At 42.8% G+C, this 12,628-nt stretch carries 12 protein-coding genes; 10 read left to right on the top strand and 2 right to left on the bottom strand.

What is annotated here, in order from left to right; all coding sequences use genetic code 11:
• Positions 1-28: 28 nt before the first annotated feature.
• Positions 29-730: a restriction endonuclease gene (locus QXR92_03750; protein MEM0319118.1), complete on the bottom strand. Its 702-nt coding sequence runs from the start codon at positions 728-730 to the stop codon at positions 29-31.
• Positions 731-1,006: 276 nt separating this feature from the next.
• Here QXR92_03750 and QXR92_03745 point away from each other — a divergent pair, with 276 nt between their 5' ends.
• The 4 genes from QXR92_03745 to QXR92_03730 all read left to right on the top strand — a co-directional run bounded on the left by QXR92_03745 (position 1,007) and on the right by QXR92_03730 (position 4,747).
• The gene (locus QXR92_03745) at positions 1,007-2,230 is read left to right on the top strand and encodes a PLP-dependent aminotransferase family protein (protein MEM0319117.1); all 1,224 of its coding nucleotides are present in this window, start codon (positions 1,007-1,009) and stop codon (positions 2,228-2,230) included.
• 65 nt (positions 2,231-2,295) lie between these two features.
• Positions 2,296-2,775 carry a DUF2286 domain-containing protein gene (locus QXR92_03740; protein MEM0319116.1) on the top strand — a complete coding sequence of 160 codons (480 nt, stop codon included), beginning with the start codon at positions 2,296-2,298 and terminating at the stop codon, positions 2,773-2,775.
• Between the two features lie 198 nt (positions 2,776-2,973).
• Positions 2,974-3,690, top strand: a complete 717-nt coding sequence (locus QXR92_03735) for a nucleotidyltransferase domain-containing protein (GenBank protein ID MEM0319115.1) — start codon at positions 2,974-2,976, stop codon at positions 3,688-3,690.
• 4 nt (positions 3,691-3,694) lie between these two features.
• Positions 3,695-4,747: a radical SAM protein gene (locus QXR92_03730; protein MEM0319114.1), complete on the top strand. Its 1,053-nt coding sequence runs from the start codon at positions 3,695-3,697 to the stop codon at positions 4,745-4,747.
• Here QXR92_03730 and QXR92_03725 read toward each other — a convergent pair.
• The gene (locus tag QXR92_03725) at positions 4,744-5,790 is read right to left on the bottom strand and encodes a hypothetical protein (protein MEM0319113.1); all 1,047 of its coding nucleotides are present in this window, start codon (positions 5,788-5,790) and stop codon (positions 4,744-4,746) included. The genes QXR92_03730 and QXR92_03725 overlap by 4 nt on opposite strands.
• Positions 5,791-5,972: 182 nt before the next feature.
• Here QXR92_03725 and QXR92_03720 point away from each other — a divergent pair, with 182 nt between their 5' ends.
• The 6 genes from QXR92_03720 to QXR92_03695 all read left to right on the top strand — a co-directional run bounded on the left by QXR92_03720 (position 5,973) and on the right by QXR92_03695 (position 12,611).
• Complete coding sequence (locus tag QXR92_03720; protein ID MEM0319112.1) at positions 5,973-6,878, top strand: substrate-binding domain-containing protein; 906 nt, start codon at positions 5,973-5,975, stop codon at positions 6,876-6,878.
• Positions 6,879-6,880: 2 nt separating this feature from the next.
• Positions 6,881-7,522, top strand: coding sequence for an ABC transporter permease (locus tag QXR92_03715; GenBank protein MEM0319111.1), 642 nt, complete (start codon positions 6,881-6,883; stop codon positions 7,520-7,522).
• A complete protein-coding gene (locus QXR92_03710; GenBank protein MEM0319110.1) occupies positions 7,503-8,207 on the top strand; it encodes an ATP-binding cassette domain-containing protein in 705 nt (234 codons plus the stop codon). Before QXR92_03715 ends, QXR92_03710 begins: the two co-directional genes overlap by 20 nt.
• A gap of 200 nt (positions 8,208-8,407) precedes the next feature.
• On the top strand, positions 8,408-9,856 hold the full coding sequence (locus QXR92_03705) for an RtcB family protein (GenBank protein MEM0319109.1): 1,449 nt from the start codon (positions 8,408-8,410) through the stop codon (positions 9,854-9,856).
• The gene (locus tag QXR92_03700; protein MEM0319108.1) at positions 9,853-10,800 is read left to right on the top strand and encodes a deoxyhypusine synthase; all 948 of its coding nucleotides are present in this window, start codon (positions 9,853-9,855) and stop codon (positions 10,798-10,800) included. Before QXR92_03705 ends, QXR92_03700 begins: the two co-directional genes overlap by 4 nt.
• Before the next feature lie 89 nt (positions 10,801-10,889).
• A complete protein-coding gene (locus QXR92_03695; protein MEM0319107.1) occupies positions 10,890-12,611 on the top strand; it encodes a DNA topoisomerase VI subunit B in 1,722 nt (573 codons plus the stop codon).
• Positions 12,612-12,628: the final 17 nt, after the last annotated feature.

Raw genomic sequence — 12,628 nt, 5'->3', positions numbered from 1 at the left:
ACCATTTTGTTGCTCTAGATGAGCATTTTCAACCCAAGCTCTTTTTATTGGAGGACGATAGGCTCCCCTCTATTGTTAGCACCTCGGAATCCAAAAGAATTTCATCAAGCTGATGTAGAGCTTCCTGGAGATATGCAATCGGAATAACAAGAACTCCTGATTGTTTTCCCTTTGCCTTTTCAGCGAGGGTTATTAACACAGGAACTATTCGTATGTTTCTTTCACTCAGTGCATTTTTGAAAACCCAAGCTCGAAAATCTGGACTTTTTATAAGCTTTTTAGCTCTCTCAAGGTGATTAAGAGCAGCGATGGAATAGCTTGAAGGACCAGGTCCAGAGAGCTTCCAGTGCTTGCAGTCCACAGCAATAACCACATTTCCCCTTACTGCTAGGACGTCGGTCTCAGTCCTATTCGGTCTAAAAGTCCTAAAGTTTTTTTCCACAGCAAAGCCTGCTTCTTCAAATATCCTCGCAACCTCTTCTTCGAACTCCTTCCAGCTGAGATTCTTCGATATAGCTTTTGCTCTTGCCCCCTTCTTGATAGCAGAGATAGCGAGCCAAACCTTGCTTGTAACTATCACTCTTTCACCTTCTACTTTCACACCTTCAAGTCCTTTAAGTGCAGAAGTAACTTGCATTCTATTTGCAGTAAGCAATTTCTCCAAGTAGTCTATGGATACAGACTCTTCTTGTAAGAGGAATTCAACCAAGCTCTCTATAGATATAGGCAATAGAATCCCCTTTACATATTTGGAAAAATTGAAATAAGCTGTAAAGAATTCAGAAGGGTTGAACTTTAATATTTTTTGCTCTCAAATTCTCTCAACAGAGCAGATGAGGATGATCCAATATTGAACTTATTACATAAGACAAATGAAATTGTTTATTTAAAAAACGCATAGATCTTGAGACTTATTTGACTAATTCTAATTTTTTATTATATAATTCAAAAAATACAGATGCATTTAAATAGATATAAAACTATTAATTTTTATAGAGGGGAAATTATGCTAATCTCGAATTTCTTTAGCGATGAATTGAAGTTGTACAGGCAAAGCGATGTCAGAGAGCTTCTCAAAGTCACTGAACAGAAGAAAGTGATAAGCTTCGGAGGCGGACTTCCAGACTTCAGCCTTTTCCCTTTCAAGAAGGCAATCGAACTGCTTGAAGAAACTCTTATAATTAACTTTCAGAAGGCGATGCAGTACGCTCCAACAAAAGGAATCTCTCAGCTAATCGATGCTCTGAAGGACTTAATGAAACTGGAGTATAAGTTAGAAGGAAAAGAATATGATGATCTAATAATTCTTACCGGAAGCCAGCAGGGTCTTGACTTAACAGCGAGAGCTCTCATTAATCCAGGGGACATAATAATAGTAGAAAAACCCACATACTTAGCAGCACTGAATTCCTTCAGACCAAGAAAGCCCATTATATACGGAGTTAATCAAGATTCAAATGGTCTCAACACATATGAGCTGGAATCTTTGTTGCGGGAGATATATTCCCAGGGAAAGAAGGTCAAATTACTCTACACAATACCTTCCAATCACAATCCAGCTGGAACAACAATTCCTGAGGATAGAAGGAAGCATCTATATGAGCTTGCTGTAAAGTATGATTTCCTCATATACGAGGATGATCCCTACAATCTAATCACATTTGAGGGAGAGCCAATGAAGCCAATAAAGAGCTTGGATCAGGAGGGAAGGGTAATTTACATGAGCACTCTGAGCAAGATACTCTCCCCAGGTCTGAGAATTGGGTGGATAATGGCTGAGCGTCCTCTGATTGAGGCACTCGAGCTCGTGAAGCAGGTGGCAGATCTGCATACTTCTACCCTCTCCCAATTCATAGCTATAGAATGGATCAAGAGAAAGATCTACAAAGAATTTTTAACCGAGTCCCTTCCCGTGTACAGAAGAAAGAGGGACATGATGCTATCCTCTCTGGAGGAAAATTTCAGCAATTACGGAACGTGGACCAAGCCAAGAGGAGGGCTTTTTTTGATGATGTCGTTCAATAATAAGATAAACACTAGAGATCTTCTTAAGATATCAATGAAGAAAGGAGTAGTCTTCGTTCCAGGAGAAGCATTCTTCCATGATGGAAGTGGCACCAATACTATGAGGCTTAACTTTAGCTATCCAACAGAGAAGGAAATAGTAAATGGAATGCACCTCCTGAAAGAAGCTTTTCTCGAGATGAGAGGAAGCACACCTTCATCCTAAAAATTGAGAACCTTTTTTAACCTCTCCTTATTCTTAAATAGAGCAGCTAGTTTGGTGTCCGGGTAATGTCATCTCAAAGGCAGAGTTGCATTGTAATTCAGGCACATTCAGGTAAGATCAAAAAGAAGGAAGTATTAGAAGGTCAACTGGAGGATGTCGTTAAGAGCGTTGCTAAGGATCTTCTCATGAATGAGTGGTTACCAACTTTTAGCGACTTCATGATCCTAAGAGATTCCATAGAAATAGAACTGAAGGTAGGCTCAGATAAAGAAGTTATTGCGAGATATAGAGATTTTGGACTTAAGAGAACCGGCAAGGACACGATAATAGCAACCCTTCCTGTGTATCTCATAGTCTATGAGAGTCTGAAAGTAAGCGAGGAGAATTATCATGATAGGGGGGTTGCAGCAGTCGCTCCATACATAAGAGAAGATGATGCAAAAATCCTGGAGGATCTCTTGGAGGAAACAACTAGAAAGCCATCCTTGGAGGAGCTAGCTAAAGAGGAAAAGGAACTGGAGCTAGAGGAAGAGAGCGAAGAATAGAGCCCTTGCTCAGTTCATGAAGTCATTTCCTAGAATCTCATTGTGAATATTGATGGTTATCCGCATTTCAGAGTGGGCTAAAACTTAAAAGCTTGCCTAACTAACTTTTATGACAGCAGCCGGGTAGTCTAGCGGCCAAGGATGCGGGGCTTTGGACCAGCCTCCTCCCCCCTCTCTTTGTAGAAATTGGGGAACAGGATGGTCAGAGAGAAGATATCCAGAAATCTGGATGAGCGGATCATACTATATGAACAGAAGGATATAGAGCTTCTCACGGAGAAGAGAAAAATTGCCTCAAAAATTATGGAAGCTCTCAAGAAAGCGGGAGCTGATCCCCTTCTCCACGGAAGTGTTGCAAGAGGAGATGTTCACGAAAAGAGCGATGTTGATATAGCTGTCCTCAATATGACTCCATCATATATAATAGAAATAGCTCTAGATAGATTTGGGCTCAAGCAGTTCGAGCGAAAAATTGTTCAAGCCACGCCCATGAGCACTCCAAAGGGATACATAACATTAGATCCAGAGGGTTTAATAGTTGTCAGCTTTCCGCTTGCGAGGCTTCAAAGCAGGGAGGTTGAGTTCTATAAGTTTGGAGGTTCAATTTCTCTTGAGGAGCTTCAAGAAGGGAAAAGAGTCCTGGGCGTCAATAAGAGATTGGAATTGATCAAGCCGATTGAGCACGGTTATCTGGTGTCCAGCATTTTAGGAAGGGAGGGGGAAGTGGCATCACTGCTTGGCATAAGCCTCGAAACAGTCTTGGAAAGAATGAGAGTTCTCAGTAGAAGGGATAAAATAGGAAGAACAGGAGTTTACTTAAGCGAGCTTGTGAGCACAGGTGAGAGCTTTGAACAGAAGTTGAAGGAAATAGCGGAAAGGGACCCTGCTGTCAGAAGAGCTTTGAGAGGGAGATAGCTTCTTGAGCTATAGCTTGAAGATCGCAAATTATTCGGCAATATATGGAGATCGAGTTTCGAGGGGCTGCTCTCTATGCTTTCAGGGAAGCAAGGCAGTTATCTTTGTTACAGGTCTGTGCAGGGAAAGGTGCTATTACTGTCCAGTTGGGTTAAACAGAATTAGAAAAGATGTTTTCTATGTGAACGAGAAAGAGGTGAAGAGCATCGATGACATGATATCTGAGATTGAAAGGAGCGGAGCTGATTCGGCGAGTCTAACCGGAGGAGACCCGCTGGAAAGATTAGAAAGAACAATTTCCATCATAGAGGCACTAAAATCCTCCTTTGGCTCATCCTTTCATCTTCATTTGTACACAAATGGGATCTTGATCAGGAGGGACATTCTAAAGAGATTGGATAGAGCAGGGTTGGATGAGATAAGATTTCATCCAACAGAAATAGCTACTCTTAAGAGGATTAATGAAGCAAAAAGGGAAACATCGATGTCAGTAGGAGCCGAGATTCCAGCAATTCCAGGAAGAGAGAAGGAAATTGTGGACTTAGCTGTTTTTCTTGATAGCATTGGAGCTGACTTCTTAAACATAAATGAGCTTGACGTGAGCGAAAGCAATGTTGATTCTCTCCAACTAGCTGGATTCATCGTGTCAAAGGATGGGAAGTCTATTGTGGGAAGTGCTGAAACTGCTCTAAATGCTATGAGAGAAGCTATGAAGCTGGGATTGAAAATACCAATACACTTTTGCCCCGCATCATTTAAGGATAGAATTCAAACTAGGAACAGATTTCTAAGGACCATTCGAAGCGATCTGAAGATATATGAGAAGAGTACGAGTGAAGGAACAGTGATATTTGGAGTTCTTCTAGATTATGATGCGCACAGGACAGCTTCATATGTAGAGAAAGGTATTTTGTTTGAATGCAGATGGGGGCTCTGCTTTCACCCGGATGATCTAGAGACAATAAGAAAGATAAATGTGGGAAGAGCAGCGGAGATTATAGAATCGCATCCAACAGATGATAGGTTTGTTCTCAATAGAGAGAGGATAATGTTTTAATTATTCCCCCTCTCTTCCTTAACTGGGAATCTTAGCAAGCATATGATCCCACCAAGAGAAAAAACTCTTTCACCTGCGGGAGAACTGCTTGGGACTACATGTATTTTCCCTCCATACGAGTAAATCCTTTCTAGTATGGCCTCGACCTTTTCCCTCATTTCTTTTCTCTGAACGGAAAGGAGCTCATCGAGAACCAAGGAAAGATCCACAGCTCCCATCAATGAAGCTCTTTCACATTCCTCCAATCCAATAGCAATGTAACCAGGCTTCTCTCCCAATAGCTCCAGTGCTCTATCCAAAATGCGATCTATCTCCTGCATTTCCTGGCTTCTCAACAGCTCAGCTGGCTTACCTCTGGCTATTGCTTCCCTCACTCCCGCTTCTCCCCCCATGCTCGCACTCTCGACAGCAATAGGCATATTTCTCACCAGTTCGGATAGCTCAGATGCCAGTTGTTCCTTCAAGAACCCAGGTCCTGCTACTATAATTCCAACAATGTCACTTTCTTTCTTCAGAATCAGTTCAATGTCTCTAGCAATTTCTCTCAATGCATCTCTGAGCTCAACATCCCTGCTTTCGCTTCCCTTCCCGCTGAGTTTCAGATCTCTGTTGAGAACTCCTTTCACCCCCTGTCTCCTATAAATGCTGATTCCAACTTCATCATAATCAATTGCCACTATTAGAATGGAGCCTAACTTCATTGACAGTTTCTCCAATCTCTGTAAATCTCTTCCGCTCCATCCATCCTCCCTGAAGACAATGAGCTCATCACCGACATCCACTGAGAGCGTGTGATGCGATCCCAGGAGACCAAAGACATCAGGCCCCTCTATAACAGATCCCCTTATTCTGAGTTTGTTAGTGAATGGTTGAAATTCCATGTGCTTCATAACTATTGTTAATATCATTGGGACTCTTCTACTTCTTCCTCCTTCACCCTGCTTGATCTCTCTTAGAGTCCTCATTGTAACTTGATCTCCTTCTCTGAGCAGGGTGTAAAGCACCCAGAGATCATCCGAGTTCTCAACTCTCAATCTCAGCACTCTTTTCTTTGGATCAACAAATTCAAATATCAGCTCTTACCCCCCCATAGCATTTTTCCTACATTGAAGACCGAAAAGGGATAGAATGCAAATGTCTATTGTTATACATAATATTTTTTTAAATAACTACGAGTCAAATAAACTGTACGCTGGAAGGCAGGAGAAATGAATGGTGAATAAAGTTGTACAAGCTTAGCTTCAGAATTGTTTATGTTTTTCTGGCAGCTTTTGCTACTATAGCGATTCTCTCCATTTTCACATATCACATTCTTTTCCCGCAGCAGACGAGACTCCTAGTTTCAACTACGACTTCGCTTTATGCTACGGGGCTTTTGGACTATCTTGGCTCAGCTTTTGAGTCCTCCCATCCCTGGATTTCCGTAGAGTTCATACCAGTTGGAAGCGGAGCTGCTCTTGAGCTAGCCAGGAGAGGAGAATCCTGCGCTGTTCTCGTCCATGCACCGAGCCTAGAAAAAAAATACTTATCCACTTCCTCGATTTATTACCATCACATATTTGCCTATAACTTCTTTGTGATTGTTGGTCCTAAGAACGATCCTGCTAACGTGAGCACAGCTCATAATGCTTCGGAAGCTTTCACTAGGATATTCTTAGCTGGAGAGAGAGATGAAGCTGTTTTTATAAGCAGGGGAGATAACTCAGGTACAAATGTGAAAGAGCTCCAGATTTGGAATGAAACTGGATTGAACCCTATGGGAAAGAAATGGTATAAAGTAATAGGAGGAGGAATGGATCAGGCTTTGATAATGGCAAACGAGCTCAAAGCCTACACTCTCAGCGACATAGGAACCTATCTTGTATTCGAGAAGAGCGGAAGCATTCCCAATTTAACTATTCTGTTTTATAACTCGACTGAGCTCATAAACGTCTATAGCTCCTATCTAGTTTCTGGATGCAGGGGGAGTGAAGCTGAAGCTGCAAAGGAGTTTGTTGATTTTGTTGATGGAAGTCAAGAGCTCATTGGCAATTTTGGAGTATCTGACTACGGCTCGCCTCTCTTTTTTCCAGCATATGGAAAAGAGGAATTTCTGAACAATGTCTGGAACATGCTAGCAGGAGATGGTTGAATATGGAGTACGAAACAGTCATGACAATATTGAGATCCATTTATATTTCTGGAGTTGCCACAATTATAGCGCTTCCAATTGGAATTTTACTAGCATATAGGCTCTCACTCAAAGGCCTTCCCGAATGGGGATCTGCCATAGTGGAATCCCTTGTCGGCTTCCCTACAGTTGTTCTTGGGCTACTGCTTTACTTTCTGCTAAGCTCTTCAGGACCGCTAGGCAGCCTTCATCTCTTATATACTCCTATGGCAATGATAATCGGAGAAGCAATTCTAATTATTCCAATAATAGTTTCTATGGGCTACAGGCTTCTCAGGGAGAAAGTTCATAGCATACTGGAGCTTGCTATCACTCTTGGTGCAACGCAGATACAGACAGCCATGCTTATTCTAAGGGAATCCATAAATGGACTCCTGGCCACAGCAGTAATGGCATTTTCGAGAGCAATTGGAGAACTGGGGATTGCTCTTATGCTTGGAGGAAATATAGCTGGATACACTAGGGTCATGACGACTGCTATAGCTCTGGGCGTATCAAAGGGGGAATTTGCTGATAGCCTTCAACTCGGGCTCGCTTTACTCGCACTGATGATCGGAATAGGATTAGCACTAAAGGTGATTGGCAGTGCAAGCGAAACCGATTGAGGTTGTCTTGAAAGACGTTGAATATAAATATAGAAACAAGGCCCACTTGGTTCTGGATGGTATTACTATTTCGTTTCGAAGTGGAGAGACCACAATAATTTTCGGTCCAAATGGAGCAGGAAAGACAACCCTGATGAAAATAGCAGCACTCATATACAAACCCTCTAGGGGAGATGTCCTTGTAAACAATTCCAACTTCTGGTCTCTCCCTGAGAATAAGAAAATCGAAATCAGAAGAGAGATAACATTTGTTCATGAGAAGCCTATTATTGTAAGGGGAACAGTTCTTGAAAACCTCCTGCTTGGGCTAAGCATAAGAGGAAAGAATGGAAAGGAAGTATATGAGAGAACAATTAAGCTGATGGAGGAGCTCAAAATTGAGGATATACTCGAGAAAGATGCTAGGAAGCTTTCTTCTGGTCAAATGCAGCTTGTTTCCATAGTAAGAGCAATCTCAATAGAACCATCCCTTCTTTTCCTAGATGAACCTTTTTCCCATCTGGATAAAGAGAGGAGAGCTATTCTTGAAAGAATACTCAGAGAGGAGCTGAGAGAGACAGGCATAGTGATGACATCTCACGACGAGGGGATTATATCGAGATTTCAAAATTCAAGGGTCATATACATGGAAAATGGAAAAGCAATTTTGCTTGACCGGGCTCATAGCTTTGGCCCCTCATCATGAATTCAGAGAGGCATATATTGCGCCATTCAAATCATTGCCCAATTCCTATGTGGAAGAGGAAAAAAATAACTGTTTGCTTCGGAATGCATCGGACAAGCTTATAATGGTATTTTCTTATAATAGAATTGCTATTGCTCAGTTTTCGCAAATTGAATTTTCACAAAAATCTCAGGAGCTTCAGAAGAGCAGGGTGGTGAAACGTGCCTGTAAACGTCAGGAAATTGAACGACTATGAATGGATAATCGAGAAGGGAGAAAAGCCGTGCATGAAGGTTCCCGCAGTAGTATTTGCAGATGACTTCCTCCTATCAAAGATGAGAGAGGATATGACACTCGAACAGGCAGCAAATGTGGCATGTCTGAATGGAATTGTGGGGGCAAGCTATGTGATGCCAGACGGTCACCAGGGATATGGATTCCCAATAGGAGGAGTGGCTGGAATGAGCGTCGAGGAAGGGGGAGTCATAAGCCCTGGAGGCGTTGGCTACGATATAAACTGCGGAGTAAGACTGTTGAGGACCGAGCTCGAACTAAAGGATATTGAAGGAAAAATAAAGGACCTAGTGGATGAGCTCTCAGTAAATGTCCCCAGCGGCCTTGGAAGTGAGGGGAAAATCAAAGTCTCAACTGCGCAGCTTGATGAGGTTCTTGATAGAGGCGTGGAGTGGGCAATAGAGAAGGGATACGGAAGAAATGAAGATCCTGAACATATTGAGGAGAGAGGTAGCTGGAAAGTGGCAGATTCCGAGAAGGTCTCTCAAAGGGCTAAAAGCAGAGGAGCTCCAGAACTAGGGAGCTTAGGTAGTGGAAACCATTTCCTTGAAATCCAGGTTGTTGATAAAATATACGATGAGCAGATAGCAAAGCAGATAGGAATTACCAACGTGGGTCAGGTCACAGTCATGATACATACAGGGAGCAGAGGCCTTGGACACCAAGTAGCTAGTGACTACCTCCAGATAATGGAGAGAGCAATGAGAAAATACGGCATAAATCCTCCCGACAGAGAGCTGGCAAGCATACCTTTTAACTCGGAAGAGGGACAAAGCTATTTTAAGGCGATGGCAGCAGCAGCAAACTACGCATGGACAAACAGACAGCTAATAACACATTGGGTCAGGGAATCCTTCAAGAAAGTCCTATCTACAGATGATGAGAAGCTGGGATTGGAAATAGTTTACGATGTAGCCCATAATATAGCAAAATACGAGGAATATACTTTGAATGGAAAGCGAAGAGGGCTTGTAGTTCACAGAAAAGGAGCTACGAGGGCATTTCCTCCCGGACATCCAGAGATTCCAAGCGATCATAGAAGCGTGGGGCAGGTAGTGTTAATCCCAGGTTCAATGGGTACAGCCAGCTATGTTCTTGTGGGATCTGCTAAAGGAGAAAGAACGTGGTACACAGCTCCCCATGGAGCAGGCAGGTGGATGAGCAGATCCAAGGCTCTTAAAAACTACACAGCAGACCAGCTCATTAGAGAGCTCAATAGGCAGGGAATATATGTTAGAGCGGCCTCAAAGGGAGTGTTAGTAGAGGAAGCACCCTCTGCTTACAAGGATGTAGATAGGGTTGCGCTAGTGGCTGATAGAGTTGGAATAGCGAAGTTGGTCGCAAGACTTAAGCCAATTGGAGTCACGAAGGGATGAAGAGAATGAGAAGACAAGACGTGATCAGGGAAAAGATCATCGATGATCCCCCCAGCATCGAAGTTCTAAGGAGCTGCAAGGAGCTCCTAAGATACTATTCAATGGTTCATGGCTTCACAGCTGGGCATCTATCAGAGGCAGCAGAGATACTAAAAGAAGGGGTAAGAGAGAGCAAATTGAGATTCCTTTCCTTTACGGGAAACATCGTATCAACTGGTCTCAGAGGTTTAATAGCGAAGCTGATCAGAGACGGGCATTTCAATATAATAGTAACTACGACTGGAACACTAGATCATGATATAGCTAAATCCCTTGGACCTGGTTACTTCAGGGGAAGGTTTGAACTAGATGATTTAATGCTTCGTGACCTAGAAATTCATAGACTAGGAAACATTCTCATTCCCATGGAGAGCTATGGACCAGTGATCGAATCATTCGTAAAAACAATTATGGAGGAGTTCAAGGGGAAAAAAATATCTCCAAATGAGCTTCTTTATTCTGCTGGCAAGAGGATAGATGATCCCAATTCGATACTTAGAGCTGCATATGAGAGAAAAGTTCCGATAATTGTTCCCGGATTTTATGACGGTAGCTTTGGAACCAACGCACTAATATATGGTAGGCTGAACAACGTGGAGCTTGATTTCTCCCTCGATCAAAAACTGATCGAGGATCTAGTATTTGAATCTGTTAATGAAAAAAGCCTTGCCTTATCTATCGGGGGAGGAATAAGCAAACACCACGTCATTTGGTGGAATCAGTTCAAGGGAGGTCTAGACTATGCTGTTTACCTCACTACTGCTTTTGAGTATGATGGCAGCTTGAGCGGAGCACAAACAAGAGAGGCAATATCGTGGGGAAAGCTGAAGAAGGAGGCAAAGCACATAGTTGTTTATGGCGATGCTACAATAACATTGCCGATAATCGTCTCAGTGCTGTACTAGAGGTTATAACCTCAATGTCTCATAATAACCTTTGAGAGAATTAATTGAGAATGTAGTTCTAATTGCTGGAAGCGATGGCGATGGGCGAGATGTCGGCTGAATCATTCAGACAAATGAGCCCTGCTGAATTCTTTTACAGGAACAAGGAAATAGCAGGATTTACCAGTGCTTCGAGAGCAATGTACCAAGCAGTCAGAGAGTTCTTTGAGAACAGCTTGGATGCAACAGAAGTTCACGGAATTCTCCCAAGAATTGTTTTGAGGATCTCAAGGGAGGATCCAAACAACCCCAGCTATTATACAATCACCGTAGAGGATAACGGTATAGGAATACCAAGCACAGTTATACCAGATGCCTTTGGTAGAGTTCTGTTCTCATCGAAGTATAAGCTCAGGCAGACAAGAGGGATGTATGGATTAGGTGCAAAAATGGCAATATTGTATGGGCAGCAGAACACGGGAAAACCGTTTGAAATTTACAGCAGTACAGCCCACTCCAAAAAGATCTATTACTATAAGATAATGATAAGAATGGATAAGAATGAGCCACTAGTGCTAGAAGAAGGTGAATGGCCCAAGTCTTCCGATTGGCATGGTACAATTGTTCGTCTAACTCTGGAGGGAGAATGGAGCAAGAGAACGAGGGACTATATTTCCGTTTACCTGAAGAGGACTGCAATTATAGCTCCCTACGCAGACATAGTCTTCATATCTCCAAAACTAGAAGGAAATGAGAAGGAATTCGAGATAAATGTCTACAGAAGGGTTACAACCAAGCTCCCATCTCCACCAAAAGAAACCAAGCCCCATCCGATAGGAGTTGACTTGGAGATGCTGAAAATGATGATCTCAGAGAGACCATCAGCAACAATGAAGGAGTTCCTTATGAAGAGCTTTCAGCGAGTTGGAGAAAAGAAAGCAGAGGAAATCTTGGAAAAGGCCGGAATACCTCCAAACAAGAGAGCTTCTTCTCTGACAGATGCTGAGCTGGAGAACCTATATAAAGCCATCAGAGAAACGAAGTTCATCGCTCCATCAGCGGAATCTCTCTCACCAATAGGAGAGGATCTCATAAAGATAGGATTGAAGGAAGTGCTGCAGGCAGAGTTCGTCGATGCAGTCACAAGAAAGCCAAAGTCCTATGGCGGTCATCCTTTCATAGTGGAGGCGGGAATTGCCTATGGAGGAAAGCTAGTTGAGAATCTCGATGAGATAGCTAAAGATTCTCTGAAGGGACAGCAGGGACCCTATATAGCTCTTCTCAGGTATTCCAATAAGATCCCACTTCTATTCGACGAAAAGGCCGATGTCATATGGAGCATTGTTAACTCAGACGAATTCAGCTGGAGAACAACATACAAGCTAGAGCAAAATGACGTTGTGGCAGTTCTGGTCCACATAGCTTCAACTAAGGTGCCATACAAAGGAGTGGGAAAAGAGAGCATAGCACCGGTTGAAGAGCTACGAAAGGAAATTGAGGCAGCAGTACAGGAAGTAGCGAGGAGGCTCAGGGTCTATTTAACGAAGAAGAGGAAGAGACAGGAAGCGCAGGAGAAGTTAAGAATTTTCATGAAGTATATTCCGGAAATCGCTCAGAACCTCGCCTACCTCGCTTCCAATGAAGAGAAGAACTATTCATCTCTAGCAAAGGAAATCGAGAGCACTCTCATAGAGATGGCAAAGAAGAAGATCAGGATTCAGATAGAGCAGACCGATTCAGAACCTCACATAGTTCAGCTTTCAGCCGAGAAGGAATCTGCTGCTGAAGTATCAGATCCCTCTGAAGATGGTGGAGAGAATGAGGAAGAATAGAGATGGAGGTGATGTGG

This window comes from Fervidicoccaceae archaeon (genome assembly GCA_038734945.1).
In the GTDB taxonomy this organism is placed as follows: Archaea; Thermoproteota; Thermoprotei_A; order Sulfolobales; family Fervidicoccaceae; genus ARK-14.
The sequence above is the reverse complement of the archived record's forward strand: the minus strand, read 5'-3'. Positions and strand labels throughout refer to the sequence as shown.